Below are 13,547 nucleotides of genomic sequence, written 5' to 3'. Positions count from 1 at the left end.
TTAGCCGCGCTTAGCCAGGGCCGCGAACTCAGACGGCGTAGAACCGAACTGTTTTGCAAAGCTCCGGCTAAACTGAGCAGCAGAACTGAATCCTGTCATCGACGCAATTTTTAATATTTTGTGTTGACCTTCGGCGAGTAGTTCGGCGGCTTTTTTTAAGCGCGTAATGCTAATGAGTTCATGTGGTGTAAGGTCGGAAATTTCCCTGATCTTACGGTAAAGCGTAGGCCTGCTCATGTTCATGACGTTTGCCAGGAAATCCACGTCTAACATGCTGTTATCAATATTCTTTATGATGCACTCGTTAAGCTTTTCCAAAAAAGCCTCATCCGCTTTGTTGTAAGCCATGGTCTTGATGTGAACGAGAGGAGAGCGCGAAAAGTAGTTTTTGATTTTATCACGGGTCACCAGCAAGTTGTTGATTTGGGTTAGCAGGTGATCAGGAGAAAAGGGTTTTTCAATATACGCGTCTGCACCAGCCTCCAGACCCTGAATTTTAGATCCCAGGGTATTCCTTGCCGTAAGTAGAATAATTGGGATATGGGCAGATTCTATGTTCCCTTTAAGCAGTTTGCAAAGTTCAATGCCGTCCATTTCGGGCATCATAATGTCACTTACTATGAGTTGTACCGCTCTTGTGGCGAGCATTGCCAGAGCTTCTTTTCCATTACCTGCATATATAAGTTCGTACTCATGTACAAGTCGGGAGCCGATAAACCGGCGTATCTCCAGATTATCTTCCACCAGTAATACAACAGGTAAGTTGACAGCGCGTTCGGTATCATCATCAGCATTTTCCTGAGCCAAAGTTTTTCCTGGTCGCTGCGTAAGATTAAATTCCTGAGCGTGGTGAAGAGGAAGACGTAAAATAAATCGGTTCAAAATACGGTCCGTCGCGGCTAGGGATAAAGAACCTTCATGCAGTTCAGCAAGAGAACGCGCCAGTGGTAGTCCAATCCCAGTTCCACGAAGTTCTTTGCTGGTATTTATCCTATAAAAGGGTTCAAAGATCTTTTCACGGTGCAAGGCATCAATTATTTTTCCGTCACTTGACACTTCGATAATAAACTCCTCGCTGTTTACACTAAGCGTAATCTCAAGAGTCTGCGCTGCATATTTGCATGCATTGTCCAGCAAGTTGCTCAGAATCTTGTTAAGCGCTTCAGGATCAGCAAAGGCGTATACCTCTTGCTTAGGGATGTCGATAGCTACAAGCAGTTTTCGGTCCTCAGCGGCAACCTTAAACCGATCTATATTTTCAAGCAAAATTTTACTTATACTACAGTATATAAAGTTCAGACTAAAACCCTTTATTTCTGTCTTTCGAAAATCCAGCAGCTGATTAGTGAGTTCAATAAGACGATCTGTGTTTCTTTTCATCACCAGAATATCTTCCTCAACCCCATCTATGCCGGATATCTTCTTACTTATATCGTCAAGAGGCCCTTTTATGAGGGTAAGTGGCGTCCTGATCTCATGCGTCACGTAAGTGAAGAAGTTGATTTTCGCTTGGTAGAGCTCTTTATCCTTTTGTGTTTCCCACCGTTCAATTCTGCGGGTATGCCGCTCCTTCATCCAGTGGTTATAATACCGAAATCCATAGTATATCGCCGTACCAGCTAAAACGAAGTAAACAAGAAATGCCCAGCTACTTGCCCAGAATGGCGGACGGATTGTAATTCTGAGCGTTTTTATTCCCTCACTCCAGATGCCGCTGCTGTTCGCCGCCCTCAGCTTGAATAGGTACGAGCCAGCTGGAAGTTGGGTAAAATACACTTTACGGTTTTCATTTAAATGAGTCCAGCTTTTCTCAAGGCCGTCCAGCATATACTCATATTGTGTTATTTCCGGCGCTGTAAAGCTCAAGGCGGCAAAATCAATACTAAAGGTCGACTGATTGTAATTAAGAGAAATCTCGTCTGTAAAATTAATGGACGTTTTCAAAGCTGAATTATTTGCGTCTATTTGAAGGTCCTTATTATGGACCTGGAAGCCGGTAATAAATAGCGGAGCATGGTGCCGGTTCACTGCAAACCGATTAGGATCAAACCTGATCAATCCTTTTACACTCCCGAAGTACATCCGTCCCTGCCCATCCTGAAACGCAGAGCTATAGTTAAACTGATCGCTGAGAATGCCGTTCGAACGATTATACACATGGGTACTTTCCGTTTTTAAATCGAAACGAACCAGCCCTCTCGCCGTGCTTATCCACAGGCTGCCGCGTCGGTCTTCCAAGACTCGGTAAAATACATCACTTGGAAAACCATCAGACGAGTTATAATTTTTAAAGGTCTTTTGATCATGGTTTAATCTGCATAAACCGGTTTCCGTCGTTATCCATATCGTGCCGCTGCTGTCCTGAAAAAGGCCGTTTACATAATTGCTTGCTAAGGTATTGTTCCTTTCAGGCTGGTGTTTGAATGCTGCAGCCCTGCCGGTAGAAGGATTAAATACGTAAAGCCCGTCACGCAGTGTTCCAGCCCAAATATTGCCTTTGCTGTCTTCCATTAGCGCGGTGTAATGCAGATGCTCAGGCAAAGCGTCTATCAGGCTAAAGTTATCGTGGCCACGGTTATAACGGTAAAGTCCACTGGCTGTTCCAATAAGTATCTCCCCCGAACTCGTACGAAGCAGGCTTTCCACAAAATTGCTCCCTAGGCTACCGGGCCCGTTACCTCTCCTGTAGCTTCGGGTGATTTTTGAACTTCTGATGTCCATCACATCCAGTCCGTGTTCAAATGTTCCGATCCAGAGTTCGCCGCCGACAGCCAAAAGGCCATGAATGTTAGAGTGCGATAAGGAGGTCGACCGTCCTGTCGGGCCATAGTGCTGGAACGTTCCTGTTTCTGGATTGAATTTATTCAGACCAGCGTCTTCCGTACCAATCCAAATATTTCCGAAATCATCAGTGCAAATTTCTCTAACCGCATTACCACTCAATGCCCTTCCGTCCTCCTGAGCAAAAAACTTCTCAAAGGGCGTATACTGTTTCGGAAAGTAATTGATGCCTCCAAAATAGGTTCCTGCCCATATTCCGCCCTCTCTGTCGCGTGTAAGCGTATACACCGCGTTGTCGGAAAGGGAATAAGGATCATTAAACCGATGTCTTAGGTTGATGTAGCTGCCCGATTTTAAATTGTATATAAAGATACCCGATTCAGTTGCAATCCAAAACTCGTCACCCTGGTAATGCAAAAAATCCCTGACGTAGATCGGGGTATTATCGAAACTTTGAATGGAAATGTCTTTATAGCTGCCCGTTTGCGTATTCAGGATTTTAAACCCCTGGTTTGAGGTTCCTACCAGCATCATGCCTTGTCCGCCATCCAAAATGCACTCTATTCGGTTCGATATTGCCTGCCTTGAACGGTTAAAGACATTCAGGGTTTCTATTCTGCCCAATCCGGCATCAAAGCGATGTAATAAACCGGACTCCGTCGATACCCATACGGCCCCGTCGGAATCAACATCAATAGCACTACAGAGAGATGACAACGGGCCATCAAACGTTCGGACACGCTGCTCCGCAAAGATATACTCGCAAAGCATGCCGTTCCTTATATACCAGATGTTTCCGTTTTTTCCTGTTTTAACATCGCGTATAATTCCTCCGTTCGTAGTCTTAATTAAAGAAAACCTTTCGGTTAGCGGGTCAAAACGATATAAGCCATTTAAGGTGCCCACCCAGATTGATTTATCCTGGGCCTCGGACAGACTCTGAATAAAATTGTGACCTATTGTGCCGCGCAACTCAGGATCGTGCCGGAAAACTTTGAATTTGTATCCGTCAAACCTGTTGAGGCCATCCTTTGTTCCGAACCACATAAATCCAGTGCGGTCCTCCATACTACAGATTACCGAATTATACGAAAGTCCGTCTTCAACTTGATAATGTCTGAAATTAAAGGGTTGGCCCTTTGAAATCTTAGCATTTATACAAAATACAAGAATCAAGATTACTAGAAGTCTGCTCACGGTCATTGTCTGGTTAGTTCTAAATATAATAGTTTGAGGGCGATAAACAGCTTTATGGTTCGTTTCAGACCTCAATATTCGAAAACTGAGACGAATTGAGAAGTATTTGATCAGATTACGCAAATCCTAAACCTCAACTTAGCCTAAGGTTTGACGCACATAGCGTCATTCCCCTAACCAAATAAAATTTAAATCGTATGAAAGAAAAGTTACCATCGTGGCGCGAGCACCATTCCCGCCAGACGTTCCTTCTTCTAAGGAATTTTGTTAATTATCCAAGGCAAGCCATGCTACTACTTTTGCTCATCCTGGGTAGTTACGCAAACGCATCAGCACAAAACAGCATTAGCGGAAAGGTTACCCACAATGGGGCACCCTTACCGGGCGTAGGTATCTTGTTAAAAGGAACTGCTTTGTCTGCAGTCACAAATCCTGAAGGCAGGTTTACCATAACCGTTCCGGACGGATCAACTGCGGTATTAATATTTACCTATGTAGGCTTTGCCCAACAGGAAATACCGGTAAACAGCCGGACGGTCGTCGACGTGGCCCTGGTTGAATCAGACTCCAATCTGAGTGAGGTTGTTGTAGTAGGTTACGGCACACAGCGGAAACAGGATCTTACCGGTGCGATATCGGTGGTAAAAGCTCAGGACGTACAAAAAAGACAGGCGACCACAGTGGCAGAATCATTACAAGGTCTTGCTACAGGAATCCGCGTGCGTGGAGGCGGACAGCCTGGTTCCGAAGCCCAGATTCAAATAAGAGGCCTTAAAAATCTTTCGGGAACAAATCCGCTCTACGTTGTAGACGGACTTGTAACAACGGCGAACCGGGATTTCAATCCGGCAGATATCGAGTCGGTTCAGATATTGAAAGATGCCTCTGCAGCAGCTATTTACGGCTCCCGGGCTGCTAATGGTGTAATCATCATCACCACCAAAAAAGGCGCAGAAGGCCCCATGCGGATCGATTTTAACGGTAAATCAAGTCTTCAGACCATCCCGAGGTTTAATCTGGCCGGAACGGAAGAATTTGCGCGGCTCAACTATATGGCCTACGATAACTCCGGTACCCCCCGTCAAAATCTTGATATGTCAATAAACACCGACTGGCAGGACGTTGCGTTCAGAACCGGAAATCTACAAGATTATTCCCTGAGCTTTTCGGGAGGTGGTCAAGGCAGTAGTTATTACGTTTCTGGCGGTTATTTCAAGAACAAAGGAACAGTAATCAGTACCGACTTCGATCGTCTGAGCTTTCGTGTAAATACAAAAGGCACAAAAGGAATTTTTACCGTTGGTGAGAATCTGGCCATTAGTAGTGCAAATGCAAATGAAATGTCGGGCAACCCAATCATTGACGTGGTACGTCTGTTACCGACAATTCCGGTCTACGACCCGGCAAATCCAGGTGGATATGGATATGGCAATGAGGCACGGGCCAGAACCTTTGCTACCAATCCCGTGGCTATCGCCGATTTAGACGACCGCAGTAATGCTAATCTGCGAATCCGGGGGAACGTATTCTCAGAATTGCAGCTCTTGCCACAGCTAAAATACCGGATCAATCTGGGATACGAAACCAGCCGAGATCATTTTCAAAATCTGCGTAAACAAGGTAACTGGACGTTAAACCAACCATTCGATCCTTCCATATATCAGGAAAATCGTGCGCAGTCATCTACCGGACTCGTCGAAAATACACTAACGTTCACAGAAGATCTGGGTAAACATCGCGTGAATGCTGTTGCCGGACAATCTTATCAGCGGAACCACTATGCTCAGATATGGGGCAGAAAGCGAAATATTCTGGCCAATCCGGCGGGCGGCTACTATAATGTGCTTGATCAGGGAAATGAACCGCAGACTGGCGGGTTTAAGGAGCGTACCGATCTGATCTCCTACTTCGGTCGGATAGAGTATAATTATGCTGACAAGTACCTGCTAAACGGAGTAATACGAACGGACGGTACATCGAGATTTGGTAAAGACTATAAGTTCGGCTCTTATCCTTCAGTTTCTGCCGCATGGCGGATCAGTAAAGAGGATTTTTTTAATAATTCATGGGTCAGCGACTTAAAGATCCGCGCAAATTACGGGACACTGGGCAGCAGCAATATTGGCCCCTACGACTACATTGCAACCATCAATACATTTTCGACCATCGCGATGGGTCCCGGACAAGTTATCATTCCCGGTTCCACCCAAGTACAACTTGTCAATCCGGACCTAAGGTGGGAAAAGGTTATCCAGCAAAACTATGGTCTGGACGCTGGTTTTCTTAACGACAGGATATCGGTCAGTGCAGAATACTTTATCGCTAAAACGAAAGACGTGCTTTTAAGGTATCCGCTGTTGATCTCCACAGGAAATGATGGAGGTAACCCGTACGTGAATGGCGTAACACTCCAGAACAAGGGTTTCGAACTCACAGCCACTTATAGAGAAAATTCATCACTGTTCAAATACGACGTCACGGCAAATTTGACCAGGCTTCGTAACAAGGTAAGTGATCTCGGTTATGGTAAAAACCGCACATTTGTTGGCAACACAGTTACCGAGCGGGGTCAGCCGATTGGCATGTGGTACGTTCTGGAAACCGATGGGCTTTTTCAGAGTAATGAAGATGTCACTAATTATAAAAACGAGGCAGGTATGGTAATTCAGCCCAACGCCCGGCCTGGCGACATCCGTTTTAAAGATAACAATGGTGATGGGCAGATCAACAATTCTGATAAGCGGGTTGTGGGCAGTCCTTGGGCAGACTACGAACTGGGCCTAAATATGAATTTTTCATACAAGAATTTCTCTTTGAGCATGGACTGGTTCGGATCATTTGGCGCCACAGTCTTTAACGGACCCAGAAGTGTGATGGACATGTTTTCCGATAACACTAACTACCGGGCGGGTATACAACCCTGGACGCCGGAGACTCCAAATACCGACGTTCCCAGGGCATATTACGGTAGCACGATTAATTCACGAGGTGATACCGACCGTTGGCTGGAAGACGGCAGTTTCGTCCGCCTCAAATATATAGGTCTTTCCTATGAAATCCCTTCACAGATCATGCAGCGGGTAGGTTTCAGAAACGCTCAGCTAACTATCTCCGGACAGAACTTGCTCACCTTTACCGATTACACCGGACTCGATCCGGAATTTAGCAACAACAGCATCTTTGAAAAGGGGTATGACTTCGGTGCCTTCCCTAACCTCAGAACGATATCTCTCGGCTTACAGTTTGGATTTTAATATGAACAAAACATGAAAAATATTTTAGTAATACTCATACTCGCTACAACTTGTATAGTATGTTCCTGCAAGAAGGAATTGCTTAATCAGGACAATCCCAACACGCTAACCGTCGAACAGTTCTGGAAAACTGAATCAGACGCGCAAAGGGGTGTTAACGCCATATACCATATGTTTTATCAGCCAGGAGGCTGGTCGCGATGGATCTATTTCAGGCTCGATTTAACCTCAGATGAAGGCTTTAGCAAGAGTCCCTGGACCGAACTGGCCGACTGGACCCGCTTTCAATACATCAACTATAATTTCTGGGAGGGTAATGTGGCGACTTACAGAGATACATACAAAGCGATATTTCGTTGCAATCAGGTGTTGACGTATGTACCGCAGATTCCATTTTCAGACGAGAATAAGCGGAAGCAATTGCTTGCAGAGGCTAAATTCCTTAGGGCATTCTATTATTACTATGCGGCACTACTATGGGAGAACTTCCCTGTTGTTACCACCCTGCAGAGTGCGGTCGATACCCCGCCTGCGAGCAAACTTGCTGACGTATGGGCGCAGGTTGAAAACGATCTCTCTCAGGCAGCAACAGACCTGCCGCCCCAGTGGAGCGGAAATGATATCGGACGACCCACAAAGGGTGCAGCATTGGCTTTACTTGGAAAAGCCTATATGCAACAGCATAAATGGAACGAGGCAAAACAGGCCTTCGATTACCTCGTAACCGGAGAAGGAAAGGTCTATTACGACCTCGTCGATTATAAAGAAAATTTCCGTGCTGAGAACGAAAACAATAAGGAGTCAGTATTTGAGATTCAGTTCTCCGACGCCAACAAAACGGTAGAGGGAGACGGCCCTAGCTCAACCATGGGCACCAACCGCGCACAGTTTTTTGCACCGCGTACAATCGGCTGGTCAGATGGGCAGGCACGCAACTGGTTGGTAGCAGAGTTTAAAAAGGAAAAAACAGTTTCAGGACAGCTCGATCCTCGACTGAGGTATACCCTGTTCTATCCGCAGCTTGAAGCAGATTTTGGCGACAAAACTTATGGAAGGAGCTGGGCCTGGGATGCCGACGAGGCTTGGTTCAGAAAGTATTCAAGAGATTATATGCGAAACAACGAGGATTATTTTAACCAGATAAACAACCGCGTTATTCGTTTTGCCGATGTGTTACTTATGTATGCCGAAGCTTTAAACGAACTTGGCGCTACTGCCGATGCGTATCAATATGTAAACCGGGTAAGGCAGCGCGTGAATCTTGCTTCACTGGCAGTAGGTTACCCCCAGATAGGTAACGACAAGGTGCTTTTCAGAGAACGTTTGAAAATGGAGCGCGCCTTAGAATTATGTGGAGAAAGCGTCCGTTGGGCCGACCTGAAACGTTGGGGAGATCTGGATACTCAAGCTGCAGTAAATGCTGTTGCTCAGCGAGATCCTGATTTTAATAACTTCGTTGTCGGTAAAACAATCCGATTGCCGCTCCCACAAATTGAAGTAGAAAACAACCCGAATCTTGTACCGAATCCAAATTATTGATGTACGATGCGTAACTTGCCTACCGTAACACCAAAAGAAAAGCTAACAATGCGCTATGAGATTAAGCCAAAAAGCCTGGCTGCAACTGTTTTTATTCTATTGGCGGCATTTTGCTGCACTAAAAGTCAGCATCCTAAAATAGAGCAGCCAGCCGAAAAGAAAGGCAAACGCATTGAATGGGAGCAATCTACGCTCAGCAGAATTTCCTCGCCTACTGCCAATGCGAATTATTCAGGTTATTGCAGGATAGCACAGTTATCCGATGGTTCTCTTCTGGCCGTTTACGAAGCTGATGGAAGTATTGTAAGCGTCAGGAGCGGAGATGCCGGCAAAAGCTGGTCAGATGCAACGGTTGTCGCCGCCCGAAAAGATGGTTCCAACATGTCGGTACCAGATCTGTTGGTTCTTAACAACAATCATATTCTGGTGTTTTATAACGGCCGGCCCTATAATATTTCCCCCTCTCGGAAGTTTAGTATCCTGGCCAGGAAGAGTAATGATGGCGGAGCCAGCTGGAGCAGCGAACAACTTCTGTATGAGGCAGGACATGAGTTTAAGAACGGGTGCTGGGAGCCCTCCGCAATTCAACTTCCTGATGGGGAAATACAGGTATATTTTGCTAATGAAGGGCCTTATACCGACTCAGACGAGCAGAACATCTCCATGCTCCGCTCCGCAGATCATGGCGACAGTTGGACTACCAGTCCGGAGGTTGTTAGTTTTCGTCCAGGGAGGAGAGACGGTATGCCGGTTCCTTTGATGCTTCGCAACGGTGCCGGAATTGCGGTAGCTATCGAAGACAATGCTGTAAATACCTTTAAACCTTACATCATCAAAAACAGGGCTAACGGTACATGGGCAAGTCCGGTCGGGGCAGTCAGCCCCAACCGAATTTATGCTTTAGCTGATAGAATTGCAGATGATCTATACGCCGGAGCACCGTATCTGCGGCAGCTGAGTACCGGAGAGACCATCATGTCCTATCAAGGTACGGAAGGACGGACCAACAACATGAATTTTGCCGACATGAAGGTGGTTATCGGAGATGCTAATGCGGAAAACTTTACGCACAAATCCGTGCCATTTCTTATACCTGCGAATAAATCCTGTCTGTGGAACAGTCTCGTCATACTTAATGACGATACCATTATAGCTGTGGCGAGCACAAATGCCTACTCCAGCAAAACAGAGGTGTGGATGATTAAGGGCAGGCTAATTAATCACAACAAATGAATCCAATTTTTATAAACTCTATTTTTTATGAATTATCTATTTAAAACTACTGTTCCATTGCTATGTGCGCTATTGCTTTTCATGCAGAGCTGTTCTACCGTGAAATCATCTGAAGCACAAAATGTAAAATGGACAAAAGAGAAGGCTAGTGCCTGGTACGACAAGCAGCCCTGGCTTGTAGGCGCCAACTTCGTTCCAAGCACGGCGGTAAACCAGTTAGAAATGTGGCAGGCAGAGTCCTTTGACACCGTAACTATCAACAGGGAGCTTGGCTGGGCTAAATCAATTGGTATGAATACCGCTCGCGTTTATCTTCATGATTTGCTGTATCTGCAAGATCCTTCAGGCTTTTTAAAGCGCATGGATACCTTTCTGGATATAGCTGCGAAACATCAAATCAGGCCGGTGCTTGTATTTTTCGATTCCTGCTGGGATCCTTTTCCTAAGTTGGGAAAGCAGGCTCCACCCAAACCATTTACCCATAACCCTGGCTGGGTTCAGAGTCCAGGTCAGCTAGCGCTTAAAGATTCAACCCAATACCCAAGGCTAGAAAAGTATGTTAAAGCAGTCCTTACACGCTTTAAAAATGACCAGCGTATTCTAGCCTGGGATTTGTGGAACGAACCTGAGAACATGACGGGACCTTCGTACGAAAAGGTTGAAATTCCAAACAAAGTAGAGTTGATCATCCCTTTGCTTGCCAAGACCTTTGCCTGGGCGCGGTCGGTGGCGCCATCTCAGCCACTTACTTCAGGTGTATGGGCAGGCGATTGGTCGGAGGAAAGCAAGCTCAAACCCATTGAAGCGTTGCAGCTTGAACAGTCAGACATCATAACCTTCCACAACTATGGCAATCCGGATGAATTCGAAATGCGCATCAAATGGTTGCAGAGATATGAGCGTCCCATTATCTGTACCGAATACATGGCACGTCCCAACGGCAGTACTTTCGCAGGCTTTTTGCCCATCGCAAAAAAGCACAATGTTGGCATGATCAACTGGGGCTTCGTAAACGGAAAAAGCCAGACCATTTATCCATGGGACAGTTGGACAAAAACTTACACCGCGGAGCCACCGCTTTGGTTTCATGATATCTTCCATACGGACGGCACACCTTATAAAAAGGAGGAGGTCGATTTTATCCGTAAAATTACCAGCAAATAGGCAACTCACCAGCGAAGATTAATATCAAAAAGGCCGGATATATAAAAATTCCGGCCTTTTTGATAAATATTTGTACGGAGATCTTTTTTTCATATCTTTGCGCTCCACAGCGACAAGCTTTGGAAAGAAAAGATACCAGTTCGGGGTGTAGCGTAGCCCGGTATCGCGCCACATTTGGGATGTGGAGGTCGTAGGTTCGAATCCTGCCACCCCGACAAAATACCTGGAAGGTATTCAAAAGAAAGTCATAAAGACGATACCAGTTCGGGGTGTAGCGTAGCCCGGTATCGCGCCACATTTGGGATGTGGAGGTCGTAGGTTCGAATCCTGCCACCCCGACAAAATAGAAGTCAAATTCTATTAAAAAGGCCTTAAATCAACGATTTAAGGCCTTTTAGTTTTTGATCACAACGCTAGCGACGACTACTCAGGAGCAGTCATTCCAATCTCTGCCCATTCTTCTTTTGACGGGCCGTATAAACCAGGAACCGGTAAACCAAGTATTCGCATAATAACTGTCATTTGTCCGCGATGATGAGACTGATGCGTAATCAAAATATGCAGAACGGTTCCTTTAGTCCATTCGTCGCCATACATATTTACCTTCTCGGCGAGGACAGAATCTGTCCACTTTAGAGGTATGGCCTTGGCGATCTGAGCCGCGTAGTCTGCGTAGACCGAAATCAGGTCGGTAAAGCTCCCTGGCACGGGCAAATGCTCCAACGGATCTTCAGCAAATAAACCCGCTTTATGCCCCATTTCGGTAATCGTTTGGGTTAAGTGCCAGGCAAGGCGTTCTAATGAACGAACGTGTTCATGGACTAGTGTTGCACGGGTTTCCTCAGTAATGTGGTTAAGTAATTTAAGCGTGCTTTCAGTTTCGTATTTCCAGTTCTCCAGAAAATCGTGAATATTTCGGTACATACAAGTGTTGTTAAATAGTGGACCCAAATATATCATTTAAACTAATATAGTTAGTATAAAATCATCTTTAATAACTAATAAATTTAGTTAAACATAACTGTGAACGTTCTGCGGCCAAAACAAAATTGTATGCTTATTTTTGTGTATGACAAAAGCAGACATCACAGCAATTCACCCGATACATGAATGGCAGCAAGGATATATCCGGTTCGCAGACGACGTGCCGGTATCGGAAGTGTTGCAGAGGCACCGGAGTATATTCCGCGCAGATGACCTGGTGAAGCTGAAACAGTTGGGCGACCAGGTCTATGCGCCTGGAAAGTGGACGGCAAAAGATATCCTTCAGCACCTGATCGATACTGAACACATACTAAGTTACCGGGCGCTTCGCATTGCCCGTAACGATCAGACGGCTTTGCCTGGCTTTGATGAAGAGAACTTTGCTATACACACCAATGCCAGTCAGCGTACTATCGAGGATCTGCTGCATGAAGTTGACTTGGTAAGACAAAGTACCATAGCCCTCTTCAGCAGCTTCGACGAACCCATGTTGCGTCGTACAGGCCTGTGCAGCAATATCATTAATTCGACCCTTGCGCTGGCTTACATTATCGCCGGCCACCCGCTTCACCACGTTCAGGTTTTAAGAGACCGGTACTTCCCGAGGATAAATCTATCTATATAAAAAGTTCCAAAAGGTATCAGGCATGCCAGCAGCACCTTCCAGGTCGTTTCTCTAAAACGCCATTTTTCTTCTATACCCACGCTAATGGCAGAATACAGGAAAAGCAGAAACAGCGCCCCGTGTATCGGACCGAGTGCCCTCACCAGGTCCGGGTAGTCGAAAAAATATTTCAGCGGAACCGCAACGAACACCAGGACGAGGAGTGAAATGCCTTCCAGGTATCCGATCAGGCGAAGCCGGCCAATTGGGGTTTTAAGAAAATTGATCATATCGTTTTGCATTTAAAAGTTTCGGAAATAGGGGCGACTTGCCAATGGTGAAAATGGCCAGGGAATGGCTGCCAGAATGATCAGCAGCGCAATGGAAAACCAGACCAACATCGTCTTGAATTTTTCAGCACTTTCCTGTTGCCTTTTCGCTTTTGCAGAGCCAATGGTAATCAAGACAATACTTAACAGCATAAGCCCCAAATGTACAACCGCAAAAAAGGAGAAGCCTGCACGACCGCCATGGTCGGCCGGCGCAGAAAAAAATGCTTTAACCAGCGGACTTTTCGTGTAGATCAAAATACCCAGCATTAGCTGTATATGCGCAATTGTCGCTGTCCAATGGCGAAGGCTATTATGCCATTTGCTGAATGGTGAGCCTTTTACATAGGCGAAAAGCGCTGTAAAAACGGCACAGAAGAGACTGAAAAGAACAAGCCATCTGAACAAGGAATGGAGCGGGAGTAAAAGTTCGTACATCATGAAAGATACTAATTGGTATGT

At 45.8% G+C, this 13,547-nt stretch carries 9 protein-coding genes and 2 tRNA genes; 7 read left to right on the top strand and 4 right to left on the bottom strand.

What is annotated here, in order from left to right; translation table 11 throughout:
- The gene (locus tag QEP07_RS03310) at window positions 1-3,984 is read right to left on the bottom strand and encodes a hybrid sensor histidine kinase/response regulator transcription factor (RefSeq protein WP_350223359.1); all 3,984 of its coding nucleotides are present in this window, start codon (window positions 3,982-3,984) and stop codon (window positions 1-3) included.
- 191 nt (window positions 3,985-4,175) lie between these two features.
- Here QEP07_RS03310 and QEP07_RS03305 point away from each other — a divergent pair, with 191 nt between their 5' ends.
- From QEP07_RS03305 to QEP07_RS03280, 6 genes are all read left to right on the top strand, one after another.
- Window positions 4,176-7,232 carry a SusC/RagA family TonB-linked outer membrane protein gene (locus QEP07_RS03305; RefSeq protein ID WP_285008509.1) on the top strand — a complete coding sequence of 1,019 codons (3,057 nt, stop codon included), beginning with the start codon at window positions 4,176-4,178 and terminating at the stop codon, window positions 7,230-7,232.
- A gap of 12 nt (window positions 7,233-7,244) precedes the next feature.
- On the top strand, window positions 7,245-8,771 hold the full coding sequence (locus QEP07_RS03300; RefSeq protein ID WP_285008508.1) for a RagB/SusD family nutrient uptake outer membrane protein: 1,527 nt from the start codon (window positions 7,245-7,247) through the stop codon (window positions 8,769-8,771).
- 48 nt (window positions 8,772-8,819) lie between these two features.
- The gene (locus tag QEP07_RS03295) at window positions 8,820-10,004 is read left to right on the top strand and encodes a sialidase family protein (protein WP_285008507.1); all 1,185 of its coding nucleotides are present in this window, start codon (window positions 8,820-8,822) and stop codon (window positions 10,002-10,004) included.
- Window positions 10,005-10,031: 27 nt separating this feature from the next.
- Window positions 10,032-11,168 (top strand): cellulase family glycosylhydrolase, encoded by a 1,137-nt coding sequence (locus tag QEP07_RS03290; protein WP_285008506.1) that lies wholly within the window; start codon window positions 10,032-10,034, stop codon window positions 11,166-11,168.
- Between the two features lie 141 nt (window positions 11,169-11,309).
- A tRNA-Pro gene (locus QEP07_RS03285) sits at window positions 11,310-11,383 on the top strand.
- A gap of 50 nt (window positions 11,384-11,433) precedes the next feature.
- A tRNA-Pro gene (locus QEP07_RS03280) sits at window positions 11,434-11,507 on the top strand.
- Window positions 11,508-11,591: 84 nt separating this feature from the next.
- Here QEP07_RS03280 and QEP07_RS03275 read toward each other — a convergent pair.
- The gene (locus QEP07_RS03275) at window positions 11,592-12,092 is read right to left on the bottom strand and encodes a DinB family protein (RefSeq protein WP_256005446.1); all 501 of its coding nucleotides are present in this window, start codon (window positions 12,090-12,092) and stop codon (window positions 11,592-11,594) included.
- 145 nt (window positions 12,093-12,237) lie between these two features.
- Between QEP07_RS03275 and QEP07_RS03270 the strand changes: the two genes are divergently transcribed.
- A complete protein-coding gene (locus QEP07_RS03270) occupies window positions 12,238-12,777 on the top strand; it encodes a DinB family protein (protein WP_285008505.1) in 540 nt (179 codons plus the stop codon).
- Here QEP07_RS03270 and QEP07_RS03265 read toward each other — a convergent pair.
- Both QEP07_RS03265 and QEP07_RS03260 read right to left on the bottom strand, forming a co-directional pair.
- A complete protein-coding gene (locus QEP07_RS03265) occupies window positions 12,729-13,046 on the bottom strand; it encodes a DUF3817 domain-containing protein (protein WP_256005450.1) in 318 nt (105 codons plus the stop codon). The genes QEP07_RS03270 and QEP07_RS03265 overlap by 49 nt on opposite strands.
- 12 nt (window positions 13,047-13,058) lie before the next feature.
- Window positions 13,059-13,526: a hypothetical protein gene (locus QEP07_RS03260; RefSeq protein WP_285008504.1), complete on the bottom strand. Its 468-nt coding sequence runs from the start codon at window positions 13,524-13,526 to the stop codon at window positions 13,059-13,061.
- Between the last annotated feature and the right edge of the window lie 21 nt (window positions 13,527-13,547).

The sequence above is a fragment of the Pedobacter faecalis genome (assembly GCF_030182585.1).
GTDB classification, from domain to species: domain Bacteria; phylum Bacteroidota; class Bacteroidia; order Sphingobacteriales; family Sphingobacteriaceae; genus Pedobacter; species Pedobacter faecalis.
The sequence above is the reverse complement of the archived record's forward strand: the minus strand, read 5'-3'. Positions and strand labels throughout refer to the sequence as shown.